Below are 18,773 nucleotides of genomic sequence, written 5' to 3'. Positions count from 1 at the left end.
ACAATGAACAGGATTTTTTCAGCCCTCGGTATTTCGCTATGGATAGCGCTGTTGTCGCCGATGGTTCAAGCGGCCAGCCTGAAGACGCTGGATGTGGCGGCGTTGCCGGGGGATCGTGTCGAGTTGAAGCTTACCTTCGACGGGCCGCCGCCGCCGCCCCGGGGCTATACCACCGAACAGCCGGCCCGTATCGCCTTGGACCTGCCCGGCGTGACCAATCGGTTGGCCAGCAAGAACCATGATCTTGGCGGTGGCAATGCACGCAGTGCCACCGTGGTCGAGGCGGGGGACCGGACCCGGCTGATCATCGGCCTTACGCAACTGGCGCCGTACGACACCCGGATCGAAGGCAACAACCTGTTCGTCGTGGTTGGCAAGGGAGCCGCCCGCCAGGCCGCTGCTCAGGCTCCGCGTCCTGCGGTTGCCAGCGCCGCGCCTGCCAGGGCCGCTGCGCCGGCCGGCAAGGCGATCCGAGGCGTGGACTTTCAGCGCGGAACCCAGGGCGAAGGTAACGTGGTAATCGACTTGTCCGATCCTTCCATTGCCCCGGACATCCAGGAGCGCGAAGGCAAGATCATCCTCAATTTCCCCAGGACCCAATTGCCCGAACCATTGCGGGTACGCCTGGACGTCAAGGACTTTGCCACGCCGGTGCAGTTCGTCAATGCCAGCGCTGGTTCCGACCGCGCCACCATCAGCATCGAACCCAGCGGCACCTTCGATTACTCCACCTACCAGACCGACAACAAGCTGACCGTCAGTGTCCGGCCCATGACGGTCGAAGACCTGCAGAAACGCAACAGCGACCGCGCCGCCTATAGCGGCGAGAAGTTATCGCTGAATTTCCAGGACATCGAAGTGCGCTCGGTGCTGCAACTCATCGCCGACTTCACCAACCTGAACCTGGTGGCCAGCGACACCGTGCAGGGTGGTATCACCTTGCGGCTGCAGAATGTGCCGTGGGACCAGGCGCTGGATCTGGTGCTCAAGACCAAGGGGCTCGACAAGCGCAAGGTGGGCAATGTGCTGCTGGTGGCCCCGGCGGATGAAATTGCCGCACGCGAACGCCAGGAGCTGGAATCCCAGAAACAGATCGCCGATCTGGCACCGCTGCGGCGCGAGCTGTTGCAGGTCAACTATGCCAAGGCGGCCGACATCGCCAAGCTGTTCCAGTCAGTCACCAGTGCCGAGGCGAAGGCAGATGAGCGCGGCACGATCACGGTCGATGAACGCACCAACAACATCATTGCCTACCAGACCCAGGACCGGCTCGACGAGTTGCGCCGGATCGTCGCGCAGCTGGACATCCCGGTGCGCCAGGTGATGATCGAGGCGCGGATCGTCGAGGCCAACGTCGATTACGACAAGAGCCTGGGCGTGCGCTGGGGAGGCTCGGTGCAGAACAAAGGCAACTGGAACTCTTCCGGTGTCACCACGGGCGATTCCACCACCATCGGCACGCCGGGCAGTACCAGCACCAACCAGCCGTTCGTCGACCTCGGGGCGTCAGGCAACACCTCCGGGATCGGCATCGCCTTCATCACCGACAACGTGCTGCTGGACCTGGAACTGACGGCCATGGAAAAAACCGGCAATGGGGAAATTGTCTCCCAGCCCAAGGTGGTGACCTCCGACAAGGAGACCGCGAAAATCCTCAAGGGCACGGAGATTCCCTATCAGGAAGCCAGCTCCAGCGGTGCCACGTCGGTGTCGTTCAAGGAAGCCTCGCTGTCGCTGGAAGTCACGCCGCAGATCACGCCGGACAACCGCATCATCATGGAGGTCAAGGTCACCAAGGATGAGCCGGATTACCTGAACAAGGTGCAAGAGGTTCCGCCAATCAAGAAAAACGAGGTCAACGCCAAGGTGCTGGTCAACGATGGCGAGACCATTGTGATTGGCGGCGTTTTCTCAAATACTCAGAGCAAAGTTGTAGATAAGGTGCCATTTCTTGGCGATGTGCCGTATCTTGGCCGCCTTTTCCGGCGTGATGTGGTTTCGGAGAAAAAATCCGAGCTGCTGGTATTTCTCACTCCGCGTATCATGAACAACCAGGCGATTGCTGTGAGTCGTTGATTCTGTGCGAAATTTGATTCTTGTTGGGCCGATGGGGGCTGGAAAAAGCACCATCGGTCGTTTGCTGGCCAAAGAGCTGCGCCTGCCTTTCAAAGATTCCGACAAGGAAATTGAATTGCGCACGGGCGCCAATATCCCATGGATCTTCGATAAGGAAGGCGAGCCCGGTTTCCGGGACCGTGAGCAGGCGATGATCGCCGAGCTGTGCGGTTTCGAGGGCGTGGTGTTGGCCACTGGCGGCGGCGCGGTGATGCGCGAAGCCAATCGTCGGGCGTTGCATGCCGGCGGACGAGTGGTCTACCTGCATGCTTCCGTCGAGCAGCAGGTGGGACGCACTTCACGTGATCGCAACCGGCCGCTGCTGCGTACCGCCGATCCGGCCAAGACCTTGCGCGACCTGCTGGAGCTGCGTGACCCGCTGTATCGGGAAATCGCCGACCTGGTCATCGAAACCGACGAGCGGCCGCCACGGATGGTGGTGCTGGAAATCCTCGATCGCCTGCAACAGCTGCCTCCCCGTTAATGCGTGGCGCGAAATGCGCTATCCTCGGCGTCCCGCCTTGGCTCGTCCGGGGCGTGGCGGACGGCCATTAACTGGCGCCACGGCCGGCACCGTTGACTTTCGTTAATAGCAGGCAGGACGCCTGATTTCATCTTCACTGTGGGGACACATGCAGACACTTAAGGTCGACCTGGGCGAGCGCAGCTACCCGATTCACATTGGCGAAGGCTTGCTGGACCAGCCTGAACTGCTGACACCGCACATCGCCGGGCGGCAAGTCGCGATTATCTCCAACGAAACCGTCGCCCCTTTGTATCTGGAACGCCTGGCTCGCAGCCTGTCGGCCTATTCGGTCATTTCCGTGGTGTTGCCGGACGGCGAGGCCTTCAAGAACTGGGAAACCCTGCAGCTGATTTTCGACGGTCTGCTGACTGCACGGCATGATCGCCGCACCACCGTGGTCGCCCTGGGCGGCGGCGTGATCGGCGACATGGCCGGTTTTGCCGCGGCTTGCTATCAGCGCGGTGTCGATTTCATCCAGATCCCCACCACGTTGCTGTCCCAGGTCGACTCGTCGGTGGGTGGCAAGACCGGCATCAACCATCCGCTGGGCAAGAACATGGTAGGCGCGTTCTACCAGCCCAACGTCGTGTTGATCGACACCGCGACGTTGAAGACTCTGCCAGCCCGTGAATTGTCCGCAGGCTTGGCCGAGGTCATCAAGTACGGTCTGATCTGCGACGAGCCGTTCCTGGGCTGGCTCGAAGAAAATGTCGACCGCTTGCGTGCGCTGGACCAGACCGCCCTGACCTATGCCATCGAGCGCTCCTGTGCAGCCAAGGCTGCCGTGGTGGGTGCCGATGAGCGCGAATCTGGCGTGCGCGCCACGCTCAACCTCGGCCACACCTTCGGCCACGCCATCGAAACCCACATGGGCTATGGCGTCTGGTTGCATGGCGAGGCGGTTGCCGCGGGCACGGTCATGGCCCTGGAAATGTCCGCGCGCCTGGGGTGGATCAGCGAGCAGGAGCGCGATCGTGGGATCCGCCTGTTCCAGCGGGCCGGGCTGCCGGTCGTTCCGCCCGAGGAGATGAGCGAGGCGGATTTCCTTGAACACATGGCAATCGACAAAAAAGTGATCGACGGTCGTCTGCGTCTGGTGCTGCTGCGCCGCATGGGCGAAGCGGTAGTGACCGACGATTATCCGAAAGAGGTTCTACAGGCCACGCTGGGAGCGGATTACCGCGCCCTGGCTCAGCTTAAAGGTTAATAAGATTCCGATGACTAGTTTGCATGCCGACGAGGCTTTCCTCGGCCATTTCCAGTTGAGTCATGACCCTTTTGCTCCGCGGGTCCCAGGCTTCAAATTCTTTCCTGCCCAGCGCAAGCCGGTGTTGGGCCAGCTGCATCACCTTGCGCGCTACAGCCAGTTGCTGTTGGTCGTCACCGGCCCCCAGGGCAGTGGCAAGACGTTGTTGCGCCAGGCCTTGGTGGCCAGTACCAACAAACAGTCCGTGCAAAGCGTGGTGGTATCGGCCCGTGGTGCCGGCGACGCAGCCGGCGTGTTGCGCCAAGTCGCCCAGGCACTGAATGTCGCCCAGGCGGAGATCGGTGCGATCCTCGACCAGATCGTCCAGTTGGCATTGACGGGGCAGGAAGTCTATCTGCTGGTGGACGATGCCGAGCAGCTCGACGAATCAGCCCTGGAAGCCCTGCTGGCCCTGGCTGCCGGTGCACCGGAAGGTCGTCCCCATGTGTTCCTGTTCGGGGAGTCTTCGCTGATCGCCGAACTGGACCAGTTGAACCTTGAGGAAGAGCGCTTCCACGTCATCGAACTGGCGCCCTATACCGAGGAAGAAACCCGTGAATACCTGGCCCAGCGTCTTGAGGGCGCCGGCCGGGGTATCGAACTTTTCACCGCAGATCAGATCTCTGAGATTCACGAAAGCTCTGACGGTTGGCCTGGCAACATCAACCAGGTGGCCCGAGATGCTCTGATCGAAATCATGATCGCCAGCCGCTCAGCGGTGAAGCGTCCAAGTATGGGGTTCAACATGCCGAAGAAACACGTATTGGCGATTTCCGCCGTGGTCGTGGTCGCGGTCGCCGCCGCCTGGCTGATGCCGGGTCGCAACAAGGCGCCCACCACCGGCGCACCTGCCAATGAACAGGCGCAGTTGCCTCTCGGTCAGGGCACGCCGCAACCCAACGGCGGCGCCCCGGCGGTGGAGTTTGCAGGTAATACCCAGCCGATGCCGCTGCCGCTGGTCGGCAACTCGCAACCGGTCATGCGCGGTCCCCTGGCTGAAGCGGCAGGCGGAATCACCGAGGGCGACGACGGCGCAGCGCCGCCGATCGACGACAGCAGCGATACTCCGCCAACCGTGACCACCACCTCGCCTCCCTCGGGCGTACCGGCTGGTCCGGCCCCAACGCCAGTACCGACGCCGACCGCCAAGCCGACCCCTGCGCCTACCCAGGTCGCCACCGCCAAGCCTGCTCCGGCCCCAGCCAAACCGGCGCCCGCGCCTGCGACCAAACCCGCTGCCGCGCCCGCCAAGGCCGCGGGCGGTAGCTGGTACGCCGGCCAGGCACCCGGCAACTACGTGGTGCAGATCCTCGGCACCAGCTCCGAAACCGCGGCACAGAACTTCGTCAAGGAACAGGGCGGCGAGTACCGTTATTTCAAGAAAGTGCTCAACGGCAAACCGCTTTACGTCATCACCTATGGCAGCTTTGCCAACCGTGACGCAGCCGTTTCCGCTATCAAGGCCTTGCCAGCGAAGGTTCAGGCTGGTAAACCTTGGCCTCGCACTGTCGCCAGCGTCCAACAGGAACTGGCTGCAACTCGCTGATGATTCGGCGGCCTTACCCAGGCCGCCTCTCCCGGCAACCTCAACATTTCCGCAAGGGCGGGCGACCTTTCAGGCCGCGCGCCTTGTGGTGTCTGCGTCACAGTAGCGTTTGAGTCGTAGCGGTCGAACCCAAAAAAGTTTTGACTAGCACAGCATATAGCTTTAAACCTTTCACAAATGCGACATGGATTTGCGACAGTTCGTCGTCAAATTTGTGAGCCTCTGTGTCGGTGTGTACAATGACCTCCCTTTTGCCCCCGCAAAGCTGGCGTACGTTCGGCGCGGCATGCAACTGGTTGAATTGAAAAGAAATTTGCCTCGGTAAGAGGCAGCCTGGTGAGAAAGTGTCTATGAAAGCAGGTCTGTACCAACCAGATGAATTCAAGGATAACTGCGGTTTTGGCCTGATAGCCCATATGCAGGGCGAGCCCAGCCATACCCTTTTGCAAACGGCCATTGAGGCCCTGACCTGCATGACCCACCGTGGTGGGATCAACGCCGACGGCAAGACCGGTGACGGTTGTGGCTTGCTGATTCAAAAGCCGGACGAGTTCCTGCGTGCCATCGCCCAGGAAACGTTTGGCGTGACCCTGCCCAAGCAGTACGCCGTGGGCATGGTGTTTTTCAACCAGGACCCGGTAAAGGCGCAAGCGGCTCGCGAAAACATGAACCGCGAGATCCTGGCCGCCGGCCTGCAGCTTGTCGGCTGGCGCAAAGTGCCGATCGACACCAGCGTCCTTGGCCGCCTGGCCCTTGAGCGCCTGCCGTTGATCGAGCAGGTGTTCATCGCCGGCGAAGGCCTGAGCGACCAGGACATGGCGATCAAGCTGTTCAGCTCCCGTCGTCGTTCGTCCGTGGCCAACGCCGCCGACACCGACCACTACATCTGCAGCTTTTCCCACAAGACCATCATCTATAAAGGCCTGATGATGCCGGCGGACCTCACCGCCTTCTATCCAGACCTGAGCGACGAGCGCCTGAAAACCGCGATCTGCGTGTTCCACCAGCGCTTCTCCACCAACACCCTGCCGAAATGGCCGCTCGCCCAGCCATTCCGCTTCCTCGCCCACAACGGCGAGATCAACACCATCACCGGCAACCGCAACTGGGCCTTGGCCCGTCGCACCAAGTTCGCCAACGATTTGATGCCGGACCTCGAAGAGCTTGGCCCACTGGTCAACCGCGTCGGTTCGGACTCCTCGAGCATGGACAACATGCTCGAGCTGATGGTGACCGGCGGCATCGACCTGTTCCGTGGCGTGCGCATGCTCGTGCCGCCAGCCTGGCAGAACGTCGAGACCATGGACCCGGACCTGCGCGCCTTCTACGAATACAACTCCATGCACATGGAGCCGTGGGACGGCCCGGCCGGTATCGTCATGACCGACGGCCGCTACGCCGTGTGCCTGCTCGACCGTAACGGCCTGCGCCCGGCGCGCTGGGTCACCACCACCAACGGGTTCATCACCCTGGCGTCGGAAATCGGTGTCTGGAACTACCAGCCCCAGGACGTCATCGCCAAGGGCCGCGTAGGTCCGGGCCAGATATTTGCCGTGGACACCGAGACCGGCCAGATCCTCGACACCGACGCCATCGACAACCGCCTCAAGTCCCGTCATCCGTACAAGCAATGGCTGCGCAAGAATGCCCTGCGCATCCAGGCGACCATGGAAGACAACGATCACGGTTCGGCCTTCTACGACGTCGATCAGCTCAAGCAGTACATGAAGATGTACCAGGTGACGTTCGAAGAGCGTGACCAGGTGCTGCGTCCGTTGGGTGAGCAGGGCTACGAAGCGGTCGGCTCCATGGGCGATGACACGCCGATGGCCGTGCTGTCCCAGCGCGTGCGCACGCCGTACGACTATTTCCGCCAGCAGTTCGCCCAGGTGACCAACCCGCCGATCGACCCGCTGCGCGAAGCGATCGTGATGTCCCTGGAGATCTGCCTCGGCGCCGAGCGCAACATTTTCCAGGAGTCGCCGGAACACGCTTCGCGGGTGATCCTGAGCTCGCCGGTCATTTCCCCGGCCAAGTGGCGCTCGCTGACCAACCTCGACCGCCCTGGTTTCGAACGTCAGGTCATCGACCTGAACTACGACGAGAACATCGGCCTGGAAGCGGCGATCCGCAACGTCGCCGACCAGGCTGAAGAAGCCGCGCGCGCCGGGCGCACCCAGATTGTCCTGACCGACCGTCATATCGCTCCGGGCAAGCTGCCGATCCACGCCTCGCTGGCCACCGGTGCGGTGCACCATCGCCTGACCGAAAAAGGCCTGCGCTGCGACTCCAACATCCTGGTGGAAACCGCCACCGCACGCGACCCGCATCACTTTGCGGTGCTGATCGGTTTCGGCGCCTCGGCGGTCTATCCGTTCCTGGCCTACGAAGTGCTGGGCGACCTGATCCGTACCGGAGAAGTGCTGGGCGACCTCTACGAGGTGTTCAAGAACTACCGCAAGGGCATCACCAAGGGCCTGCTCAAGATCCTGTCGAAGATGGGCATCTCGACCATCGCCTCGTACCGTGGCGCGCAACTGTTCGAGGCCATCGGCCTGTCCGAAGAAGTCTGCGAACTGAGTTTCCGTGGTGTGCCGAGTCGCATCAAGGGTGCGCGTTTCGTCGACATCGAAGCCGAGCAGAAAGCCCTCGCCGCCGAAGCCTGGAGCCCGCGCAAGCCGATCCAGCAGGGGGGCCTGCTGAAGTTCGTCCACGGTGGCGAATACCATGCCTACAACCCGGACGTGGTCAACACCTTGCAAGCCGCCGTGCAGCAAGGCGACTACAGCAAGTTCAAGGAGTACACCGCGCTGGTGGACAACCGTCCGGTGTCGATGATCCGCGACCTGCTCAGGGTCAAGACCCTCGAAACGCCGCTGGACATCAATGAAGTGGAACCGCTGGAATCGGTGCTCAAGCGCTTCGATTCGGCCGGTATTTCCCTGGGCGCCTTGTCCCCGGAAGCCCACGAAGCCCTGGCCGAAGCCATGAACCGCCTCGGTGCGCGTTCCAACTCCGGCGAAGGCGGCGAAGACCCGGCGCGCTACGGCACCATCAAGAGTTCGAAAATCAAGCAAGTGGCCACCGGCCGCTTCGGTGTGACGCCGGAGTACCTGGTCAACGCCGAAGTGCTGCAGATCAAGGTTGCCCAGGGCGCCAAGCCCGGCGAAGGCGGTCAACTGCCCGGCGGCAAGGTCAACGGCCTGATCGCCAAGCTGCGTTACGCGGTACCTGGTGTGACCCTGATCTCGCCGCCGCCGCACCACGACATCTACTCGATCGAAGATTTGTCGCAACTGATCTTCGACCTCAAGCAGGTCAACCCGAAGGCCCTGGTCTCGGTGAAACTGGTGGCGGAAGCCGGCGTCGGCACCATTGCCGCCGGCGTGGCCAAGGCCTATGCCGACCTGATCACCATCTCCGGCTATGACGGCGGCACCGGTGCATCGCCGCTGACTTCGATCAAGTACGCCGGTGCGCCATGGGAATTGGGCTTGGCGGAAACTCACCAGACCCTGCGCGGCAACGACTTGCGCGGCAAGGTCCGGGTGCAGACCGACGGTGGCCTGAAGACCGGCCTGGATGTGATCAAGGCCGCCATCCTCGGCGCCGAGAGCTTCGGCTTCGGCACCGCGCCGATGATCGCCCTGGGCTGCAAGTACCTGCGCATCTGCCACCTGAACAACTGCGCCACCGGCGTGGCGACCCAGAACGACAAGCTGCGCAAAGACCACTACATCGGTACCGTCGACATGGTGGTGAATTTCTTCACCTACGTGGCCGAAGAGACTCGTGAGTGGCTGGCGAAGTTGGGCGTGCGCTCGCTGGAAGAGCTGATCGGCCGTACCGATCTGCTGGAAGTGATCGAAGGCCAGACCGCCAAACAGCAGCACCTGGACCTGACCCCGTTGCTGGGCAGCGATCTGATTCCGGCCGACAAGCCTCAGTTCTGTCATGTCGACCGCAACCCGCCGTTCGACAAGGGTGAGCTGGCCGAGAAGATGGTCGACATGGCTGCTGCGGCGATCAACGACCTGAGCGGTGCCGAATTCGACCTGGACATCTGCAACTGCGACCGTTCCATCGGCGCGCGGATCTCCGGTGAAATCGCCCGCAAGCACGGCAACCAGGGAATGGCCAACGCGCCGGTCACCTTCCGCTTCAAGGGCACGGCCGGGCAGAGCTTTGGCGTCTGGAACGCCGGCGGCCTGAACATGTACCTGGAAGGCGATGCGAACGACTACGTGGGCAAGGGCATGACCGGCGGCAAGCTGGTCATCGTTCCGCCCAAGGGCAGCCTCTATAGGACCCAGGACAGTGCAATCATCGGCAACACCTGCCTCTACGGCGCCACGGGCGGCAAGTTGTTCGCCGCCGGCACCGCGGGCGAGCGTTTCGCCGTGCGCAACTCCGGCGCCCACACGGTCGTGGAAGGCACCGGCGATCACTGCTGCGAGTACATGACCGGTGGTTTCGTCTGCGTACTGGGCAAGACCGGTTATAACTTCGGCTCTGGCATGACCGGCGGTTTCGCCTACGTGCTCGACCAGGACAACACCTTCGTTGACCGGGTCAACCACGAACTGGTGGAAATCCAGCGGATCAGCGGCGAGGCGATGGAAGCCTACCGCAGCCACCTGCAACGCGTGCTGAACGAGTACGTCGAGGAAACCGACAGCGAGTGGGGTCGTGAACTCGCCGAGAACCTCGATGACTATGTGCGTCGTTTCTGGCTGGTCAAGCCCAAGGCTGCCAACCTGAAGTCGTTGCTTTCCAGCACTCGTGCCAACCCGCAGTGATATGCGCCTGAAGAGTTTGATGAGGTTTTAACAATGGCTGAACGTCTGAATAACGACTTCCAGTTCATCGATGTCGGGCGCAAGGATCCGAAGAAGAAACTGTTGCGTCAACGCAAGAAAGAGTTCGTGGAAATCTACGAGCCTTTCAAACCCCAGCAGTCGGCCGACCAGGCCCACCGCTGCCTGGGTTGCGGTAACCCGTATTGCGAATGGAAGTGCCCGGTGCACAACTTCATTCCCAACTGGCTGAAGCTGGTGGCCGAGGGCAACATCCTCCAGGCCGCCGAGCTGTCCCACCAGACCAACACCCTGCCGGAAGTCTGCGGCCGGGTGTGTCCGCAGGATCGCCTGTGTGAAGGTGCTTGCACCCTCAACGACGGTTTCGGTGCGGTGACCATCGGTTCGGTGGAGAAGTACATCACCGACACCGCGTTCGCCATGGGCTGGCGCCCGGACATGTCCAAGGTCAAGCCGACCGGCAAGCGCGTGGCGATCATTGGCGCGGGCCCGGCGGGCCTCGGTTGTGCCGATGTGCTGGTGCGTGGTGGCGTCACTCCGGTGGTGTTCGACAAGAACCCGGAAATCGGTGGCCTGCTGACGTTCGGCATCCCCGAGTTCAAGCTGGAAAAGACCGTGCTGAGCAATCGTCGCGAAGTCTTCACCGGCATGGGCATCGAGTTCCGCCTGAACACCGAGGTGGGCAGGGACGTGACCATGGAGCAACTGCTCGAAGAGTACGATGCGGTCTTCATGGGCATGGGCACCTACACCTACATGAAGGGCGGCTTTGCCGGCGAGGACCTGCCGGGCGTCTACGACGCGCTGGACTTCCTGATCGCCAACGTCAACCGCAACCTGGGCTTTGAAAAGTCGCCGGAAGATTTCGTCGACATGAAAGGCAAGAAGGTCGTAGTACTCGGCGGTGGCGACACGGCGATGGACTGCAACCGCACGTCGATTCGCCAGGGCGCCAAGTCGGTGACCTGCGCCTACCGTCGTGACGAAGCGAACATGCCCGGCTCGCGCAAAGAGGTGAAGAACGCCAAGGAAGAAGGCGTGAAGTTCCTCTACAACCGCCAGCCGATCGCCATTGTCGGGGAAGACAAGGTTGAAGGTGTGAAAGTGGTCGAGACCCGTCTCGGCGAGCCGGACGCCCGTGGTCGCCGCAGCCCTGAGCCGATCCCCGGCTCCGAAGAGATCATCCCGGCCGACGCCGTGGTCATCGCCTTCGGTTTCCGACCGAGCCCGGCGCCGTGGTTCGAGCAGTTCAGCATCCAGACTGACAGCCAGGGCCGCGTCGTCGCCCCGGAACAAGGCCAGTACAAGCACCAGACCAGCAACCCGAAGATCTTCGCCGGCGGCGACATGGTCCGGGGTTCCGACCTGGTGGTGACAGCGATCTTCGAAGGCCGCAATGCGGCGGAAGGGATCCTGGATTACTTGCAAGTCTGACCGAACGACACCAATCCTGTGGGAGCGAGCTTGCTCGCGATAGCGGTAGATCAGTCGCCAGATGTATTGGCTGACATGCCGCCATCGCGAGCAAGCTCGCTCCCACAGTTGTTTTGTGGTGTTAGAAGACTGTGTTGCACCGCGACAAATTGCCCCGATAGATAAAAGGCACGGCTCTTGCCGTGCCTTTTGCGTCGCGCTCTGAGAAAATGCCCGCACTTTTTTTCCGGATGCCGACATGACTGCCCTGAAGAACGACCGTTTCCTTCGCGCCCTGCTCAAGCAACCCGTGGACGTCACCCCCGTGTGGATGATGCGCCAGGCCGGTCGCTATCTGCCGGAATACCGCGCCAGCCGCGCCAAGGCCGGTGACTTCATGAGCCTGTGCATGAACCCGCAGTTCGCCTGCGAAGTCACGATGCAGCCGCTGGACCGCTATCCTCAACTGGACGCGGCGATCCTGTTCTCCGACATCCTCACCATTCCCGACGCCATGGGCCAAGGCCTGTACTTCGAGACCGGCGAAGGCCCGCGTTTCAAGAAAGTGGTCAGCACCCTGGCCGACATCGAAGCGCTGCCGATTCCCGATCCGCAGAAGGACCTGGGCTATGTCATGGACGCGGTCAGCACCATTCGCCGTGAATTGAACGGTCGCGTTCCGTTGATCGGTTTTTCCGGCAGCCCGTGGACACTCGCGACTTACATGGTCGAAGGCGGCTCCTCCAAGGACTTCCGCAAGACCAAGGCGATGCTCTACGACAACCCACAAGCCATGCACCTGCTGCTGGACAAGCTGGCGCAGTCGGTCACGTCCTACCTCAACGGCCAGATCATGGCCGGTGCGCAAGCGGTGCAGATCTTTGATACCTGGGGCGGCAACCTGTCAGCGGCGGCGTACCAGGAATTCTCCCTGGCCTACATGCGCAAGATCGTCAGCGGCCTGATCCGTGAACACGAAGGTCGTAAAGTGCCGGTGATCGTGTTCACCAAGAACGGTGGGCTGTGGCTGGAAAGCATCGCCGATGCCGGTGCCGACGCCCTGGGCCTGGACTGGACCTGCGACATTGGCAACGCTCGCGAGCGCGTCGGCCACAAGGTTGCGTTGCAAGGCAACATGGACCCAACGGTGCTCTACGCCAAGCCTGAAGCGATCCGTGCTGAAGTCGGGCGTATCCTGGCCAGTTACGGCAAGGGCACCGGCCATGTGTTCAACCTCGGCCATGGCATCACCCCGGAAGTCGATCCGGAACACGCCGGTGCCTTCCTGCGGGCGGTGCATGAGTTGTCGGCGCCCTATCATTCCTGATTAGCGCCAGTCGTCAAAGCCTGTCCGGGTTCGTGCCGGACAGGCTTTTTTTTGTTCGTTTTTTTGATGTTCTGCGCAGAACTGGCCCGTTATTTAACTTAGGGTGCTTTTTTATAAGTCGGTTTTTGTTTGCTTGTGTAGGACGTTAATTTTGTTCTTGTAGGATTAATGTACTTAGCGACCATTCCTTCTATGTAGAGAGACATGTCCTACATAGAAAACGTTAAGTTTTATATAAGGTTTCGACGCTTGAAAGGACGGGCGCTGGACGATCCAGCATGCCTGTCGGGGGTAATGCCTCTTTTCTTTTATGGTTAGTCTGGAGCTTATATGAATAGCAATTTTGCAAAGCGAAGTGTTTTGACGGGATGTACCTCGTCATTAGTTCTGTTGTCGGCCATGGTTGTGTCCCAAGGCGTATCAGCCCACGGTTACCTTGAAGTACCGCCTTCACGTGCATTGCTCTGCCAGAAAGGCGACAACAAGAATTGTGGCGGTGCGCAGTACGAACCTCAAAGTGCCGGCGAAACTTTCAAGGGTTTTCCCAATGGTATGGGCGGCGCTCCGTTGCAAGGTCCTGCCGACGGTAAAATCGCCAGTGGCGGTCATGCCCTGTTCTCCGCCCTCGATGCGCAGTCCGCCACGCGCTGGCAACTGACGGAAATCGCCGACCGCAACATTGCCTTTCAATGGCGGTATTCCGCGGCGCACCCGGCAACCAAGCATGAATATTTCATCACCCGGGACGGCTGGAACCCAAACGAACCGCTCAAGCGCGCCTCTTTCGACACCGCGCCGTTCTGTTCGGTGGATGGCGGTAATCAACTTCCGGTCAGTGGTGCCAAGCACAACTGCGTGATTCCCGATAGCAAGTCGGGTCATCACGTCATTCTGGCCGTCTGGACCGTGGGCGACACTGATAATGCCTTTTACGATCCGGCGGATGTGAACATCCTTGCTGAGGCCGCCTTGCCGGGGGGGTGGCAGCCGGTTGGCAGCATTGCCCCGTCGACCCCACTGTTGGCGGGTGACAAGGTCAAGGCGCGGGCATTTTCCGCGACCGGCGAAAGTGCCGGATACAGCGTAGAAGTCAGTATCGAAAACGCTGAAGAGGGCAAGCCCGAGAATTGGTCGTTCAAGCTGGCCGAAGCCATCAACAACGCCCACACCCTGATCCGGGCTGGTATCCGTGACGATGCGGGCGGTATCAACCCGGTCAAGGGGACCAACCGGCTGTATGCCCAGAAAGAAAGCGCTGTGAAACGCTACGAAGTGCAACTGGACATGCAGGAAGACGCCGGCGCCAGCATGGAGATTTCTTCTCTGCAACCTGAGTATGTACTGGACAAAGGTCGGGCCAGCATGGCGTTCACTGCGCAGACCAACCGCAGGATGAACCTCGAAGCCACACTGTTCGACGCGAAGAACAAACAGGTTGGCATCGTAAGCCAGACCGTGGGGGCAGGCAGCACCGGCCTCAACCTGGACGTGCGCAGCGCCCCCGGCGCCCACACCCTGACGCTGCTTGGGACCACTGAAGACGGTCGCACCACTCGCCAACATACCCGGTCGGTGACCCTGACCGGAGAAGGCGCAGGCATCGAGTACGACTTCGTGTTCCCTGAAGGCATCAGCGACTACACCGCCGGCACGAAAGTGCTGCAACCCAAGACTGACGAAGTCTTTGCATGCAAGCCGTTCCCCGCGTCCGGCTATTGCAAGCAGTACAGCCCGACGGCGAACGGTTTCGAACCGGGTGTCGGAGCCTCGTGGCAGAGCGCCTGGGACAAGTTGTAAATCCTGACAGGCACGGCTCCAGGTTATTCGCCTGGATAACCTGGAGCCCTTTGACGAGGAGGCAGCGATGCTGACCAATGACCGTTTGCCGAAGATTGTCTCGATGCTTGCCTTGCTGTCGTATGGGGCGCTCCTGGCCGGGCAAGAGTGGCGTTTTCGCCAGGCTTCTGTCCGTGACGTGCCAGTGCTGGTCGACTCGATGGTGGCGCCGGCTCGCGAACCGCCCAACGTGCAAGCGGTGGCGACCGTGCTGGGCCTTGTACCACAAGGGTCCCAGGTACCCAGTTCAGAGCCGATTACCTTGCAAGCCAGTTTTGTCGCCGACCAAGGCCTGTCGCGGGCTTTGCTGGTGCACGCCGGTGGTTCGCGCATCTACCAGTTGGGCGAGCGCTTGCCCGGTGGCAGCGTGTTGCGCCGGGTCGAGGCCGGCCATGTGACGTTGTGGCGCAACGGGCGCGAAGAGCGATTGGCCCTGCAACAGCCGGCCAAGCCTTTGCTGCGCCAGTTGAGTCTCGACGACTCGCATCATGCTGCGCTTCATTCCTCGCAATACCTACGCCCGGTGGCCGGGCAACCAGAGTGATCGAATTCATGAACTGCTTTATCCGGGACCGTGTTTGGCGCGTCCTGTTCTGTCTTGCCGTGTGTTGCCCGCTGGCGTTCTCCAGTTCACCACGCGCCGAACAGACTCGATGGCAACTGGCGATGAACAACGCGGAACTGCGCGATGTGGTCGAGGAATTCTCAGCGATCCTGGGCAAGACCGTTGTGCTTGATCCTAGGGTTTCAGGCCGCATCACCGTCATGTCCCGTGAAGCACTGGACCGCGAGGGCGTGCGTCGGTTGTTCTATTCGGTACTCGATGCGCATAACTTCACCGTGATCGACGAAGGCGAACGGATCCTGATCCTGCCGGTGAGCGAGGCCAAGACGCGGGCCGGCATCGCTGATGCACAGCGTGCTACGCCGTCGCAATTCGTTACCCGGGTCATCGACCTGCAATCGAGCATCGCCGCCGACGTCGCCGGCTTGGTCCGCCCCCTGGTGTCGGCCAATGGCTACGTCGGCCCTTCGGTATCGTCCAACGCCTTGGTGGTCACCGACACCGCCGCCAATGCCCAGCGTATCGCCGACGTGGTCCGGCAATTGGACTCGGGGCGTAATCGCAGTCATGTGGTGGTGCGGCTACGGCATGCCCAGGCCGGGGATATCGCGCCACTTATGGAAGCGTCCGGCGGCAAGCGTGAAGGTGATACCGCAGGCGTCGTGATCGCTGATGCTCGCAGCAATCGCCTGGTGATCATCGGCGCCCCGACAGTGCGCCAGCGCCTCGTCGATCTGGCCCGGACGTTGGATGTCCCGGCTGCCCCGTCCCAAGACAACGCACGAGTCATCCGCCTGCGCCACAGCGATGCCAAGCAATTGGCTGAAGTATTGGAAGGTGTCGGCCAGGGTAAGAGAACCACACCGGCGCCGGCCGGCCTGCGGGATGCTGCCGCCGCCAGCCCCTTCATGATCAAGGCCGACGAAAGCCAGAATGCCCTGGTGCTGATCGCCGAGCCGGCCCAGGTCCGCACTATCGAAAACATCGTCCGTGAGCTGGACCAGCCCCGGGCCCAAGTGCTTATCCACGCGGCCATCGTAGAGGTTTCCGGTGACATAACCGAAGCCTTGGGTGTGCAGTGGGGCCTCGACAGAGGCAGCGTGACCGGGTTTATCAACTTTCCGGGAACCGACATCCCGATCATCGGCAACCTGAACCTCAGTGAGCTGGATAAAGGACCGGAAGGTGCGATCCTGCGGCTGGGCGGCGACCGCTTCAGTGCGCTGATCTCGGCGCTGGCGAGCAATACCCGCAGCAACCTGCTGTCCACTCCCAGCCTGCTGACCCTGGATAACCAGGAAGCGGAAATCATCGTGGGCCAGAACGTGCCGTTCAAGACCGGCTCCTACGCCACCAGCGGCAACGGCGCGGACAATCCGTTCACCACCGTGGAGCGCAAGGACGTCGGCATCAGTCTCAAGGTCAAGCCCTACATCAACGAAGGCTCGACCTTGCGCCTTGAAGTCCAGCAGGAGGTTTCGGACATCGCGCCGTCCGTCTCCGGTGTGGACTCTTCTGACCTGATCACCAACAAGCGTGCCTTGAAAAGCACGATCCTTGCGGACGACGGCGAGATCATCGTGATCGGTGGCCTGATCCGCGACAGTGTCCGCACCCAGCAAAGCGGCGTGCCGTTGCTGCGCAGTATCCCGTACCTGGGCGCGCTGTTTCGCTGGACCCGTGACACCCAGACGAAGAGCAACCTGATGGTGTTCCTGCGCCCAACCATCGTGCGCCGCAACGAAGACCTCGCCGAGGTCAGCCGCCAGCGCTATGACACGCTCCGGGAGCTGAGCAAGCCTGGCTCGCGAAAAAACAATTCACTGTTATTACCCCGCGACGCTCGCCGGTTGTTCGAGACATCCACAGAGGCGGCCGATTCGGCTCAACAGCCCTCGGGTGCCTTGTGACTGATTCACAGGCCCCGTTGCCCTTCGGTTTCGCCAGGCGCCTGGGCGTGCTGCTGGAAGGCGCTGGGCCGAACTTGAGCTTGGTCATGCGCCACGATACGCCGCTGACTGCCCTGGCTGAAGTGCGGCGCCTGTGCGGGCGGGACTTACCTATCCAGGTTCTGGAACCGGCACAATTCGCCGCACGTTTGGCCAGCGTCTATCGCCAGGGCCAGAGCGCCGCCGAGCAGGTGGCCCAGGGCCTGGACGAGGAGCTGGACCTGCTCAGCCTGGCCGACCAGATGCCGCAGACCACCGACCTGCTGGAGCAGCAGGGCGATGCGCCGATCATCCGCCTGATCAATGCGCTGCTCAGCGAGGCGGTCCGCGAACACGCCTCGGATGTGCACCTGGAAACCTTCGAGCAATACCTGTCGGTGCGCATGCGCATCGACGGCCAGTTGCAGGAAATGTTGCGTCCGCGCCGGGAGCTGGCGAACCTGCTGGTGTCGCGGATCAAGGTCATGGCGCGTTTGGACATCGCCGAAAAACGCGTGCCCCAGGATGGGCGAATGGCGTTGCGACTGGCAGGCCATGAAGTCGATGTGAGGGTTTCGACCCTGCCTTCGGCCCATGGCGAGCGCGTGGTGTTGCGCCTGCTCGACAAGCAGGCCGGGCGCCTTGATCTGCAACGCCTGGGCTTGCCCGACGACACCTTCGCCAGCCTGCGCCAGTTGCTCGGCAAACCCCATGGCATCGTGTTGGTCACCGGGCCCACGGGGTCAGGGAAAACCACCACGTTGTACGCGGCGCTGAGCGGCATCAACGACCAGAGCCGCAACATTCTCACTGTCGAAGACCCCATCGAATATCACTTGCCGGGCATTGGCCAGATGCCGGTCAACCCGAAAGTCGACATGACCTTCGCTCGGGGTTTGCGCGCCATTTTGCGCCAGGACCCGGACGTGGTCATGGTCGGCGAAATACGCGACCGCGAGACCGCCGAAATCGCCGTCCAGGCGTCGCTGACCGGGCACCTGGTGCTCTCGACGCTGCACACCAACACCGCCGTCGGCGCGGTCACGCGGCTGGTGGACATGGGCGTGGATGCGTACCTGCTGGCGTCGTCACTGGCCGGCATTGTTGCCCAGCGCTTGCTGCGCAGTCTGTGCCCGTCCTGCAAGACGCCTTATGTGGCGGATGCCGCAACATGTCGGCGCCTGGGCCTCGAAGCCAATGCCGCGCCCCGGTTGTTCAAGGCCCAGGGCTGCGAGCAGTGCCAAAAAGGCTATCGCGGGCGCTTCGGCATCTATGAACTGGTCAATGTCAGCGCCGTGCTGTCGCAACTCATTCATCAGGGCGCCACCGAGCAGGCGCTGGCCGCCGCGGCGCGCAAGACTTCCCGCAGCCTGTTTCAGGACGGCCGCGAGCGGGTGCTGCAAGGCCTGACCAGCGTCGATGAACTGCTACGCATCACCCAGGAGGATTAGCGC

At 61.8% G+C, this 18,773-nt stretch carries 11 protein-coding genes; all 11 read left to right on the top strand.

Features of this window, described 5'->3' with window-relative positions; genetic code table 11:
* Positions 1-3 precede the first annotated feature (3 nt).
* The 11 genes from pilQ (at position 4) to gspE (ending at position 18,770) form a co-directional block, all read left to right on the top strand.
* A complete protein-coding gene (gene pilQ, locus Q7C33_RS25200) occupies positions 4-2,076 on the top strand; it encodes a type IV pilus secretin PilQ (RefSeq protein WP_217861073.1) in 2,073 nt (690 codons plus the stop codon).
* Between the two features lie 4 nt (positions 2,077-2,080).
* On the top strand, positions 2,081-2,599 hold the full coding sequence (aroK, locus tag Q7C33_RS25195) for a shikimate kinase AroK (RefSeq protein ID WP_033864550.1): 519 nt from the start codon (positions 2,081-2,083) through the stop codon (positions 2,597-2,599).
* 148 nt (positions 2,600-2,747) lie between these two features.
* Positions 2,748-3,848 (top strand): 3-dehydroquinate synthase, encoded by a 1,101-nt coding sequence (gene aroB / locus Q7C33_RS25190; protein WP_030140985.1) that lies wholly within the window; start codon positions 2,748-2,750, stop codon positions 3,846-3,848.
* A gap of 10 nt (positions 3,849-3,858) precedes the next feature.
* A complete protein-coding gene (locus Q7C33_RS25185; RefSeq protein ID WP_407684321.1) occupies positions 3,859-5,433 on the top strand; it encodes an AAA family ATPase in 1,575 nt (524 codons plus the stop codon).
* A gap of 350 nt (positions 5,434-5,783) precedes the next feature.
* Entirely contained in the window at positions 5,784-10,232 is a 4,449-nt protein-coding gene (gene gltB / locus Q7C33_RS25180) for a glutamate synthase large subunit (protein ID WP_407684320.1), read from the top strand.
* A 33-nt stretch (positions 10,233-10,265) separates the two neighbouring features.
* Entirely contained in the window at positions 10,266-11,684 is a 1,419-nt protein-coding gene (locus tag Q7C33_RS25175) for an FAD-dependent oxidoreductase (protein WP_024779900.1), read from the top strand.
* A 238-nt stretch (positions 11,685-11,922) separates the two neighbouring features.
* Complete coding sequence (gene hemE, locus Q7C33_RS25170) at positions 11,923-12,990, top strand: uroporphyrinogen decarboxylase (RefSeq protein ID WP_407684319.1); 1,068 nt, start codon at positions 11,923-11,925, stop codon at positions 12,988-12,990.
* A gap of 330 nt (positions 12,991-13,320) precedes the next feature.
* Positions 13,321-14,787 carry an N-acetylglucosamine-binding protein GbpA gene (gene gbpA / locus Q7C33_RS25165; protein WP_407684318.1) on the top strand — a complete coding sequence of 489 codons (1,467 nt, stop codon included), beginning with the start codon at positions 13,321-13,323 and terminating at the stop codon, positions 14,785-14,787.
* Positions 14,788-14,854: 67 nt separating this feature from the next.
* The gene (locus Q7C33_RS25160) at positions 14,855-15,370 is read left to right on the top strand and encodes a type II secretion system protein N (RefSeq protein WP_323155966.1); all 516 of its coding nucleotides are present in this window, start codon (positions 14,855-14,857) and stop codon (positions 15,368-15,370) included.
* 8 nt (positions 15,371-15,378) lie between these two features.
* Positions 15,379-17,301: a type II secretion system secretin GspD gene (gene gspD, locus Q7C33_RS25155; RefSeq protein WP_407684317.1), complete on the top strand. Its 1,923-nt coding sequence runs from the start codon at positions 15,379-15,381 to the stop codon at positions 17,299-17,301.
* Positions 17,298-18,770 carry a type II secretion system ATPase GspE gene (gspE, locus tag Q7C33_RS25150; protein ID WP_323155968.1) on the top strand — a complete coding sequence of 491 codons (1,473 nt, stop codon included), beginning with the start codon at positions 17,298-17,300 and terminating at the stop codon, positions 18,768-18,770. Before gspD ends, gspE begins: the two co-directional genes overlap by 4 nt.
* The last annotated feature ends 3 nt before the right edge of the window (positions 18,771-18,773 follow it).

The sequence above is a fragment of the Pseudomonas sp. BP11-1-1 genome (assembly GCF_052112105.1).
Classification (GTDB): Bacteria; Pseudomonadota; Gammaproteobacteria; order Pseudomonadales; family Pseudomonadaceae; genus Aquipseudomonas; species Aquipseudomonas alvandae.
The sequence above is the reverse complement of the archived record's forward strand: the minus strand, read 5'-3'. Positions and strand labels throughout refer to the sequence as shown.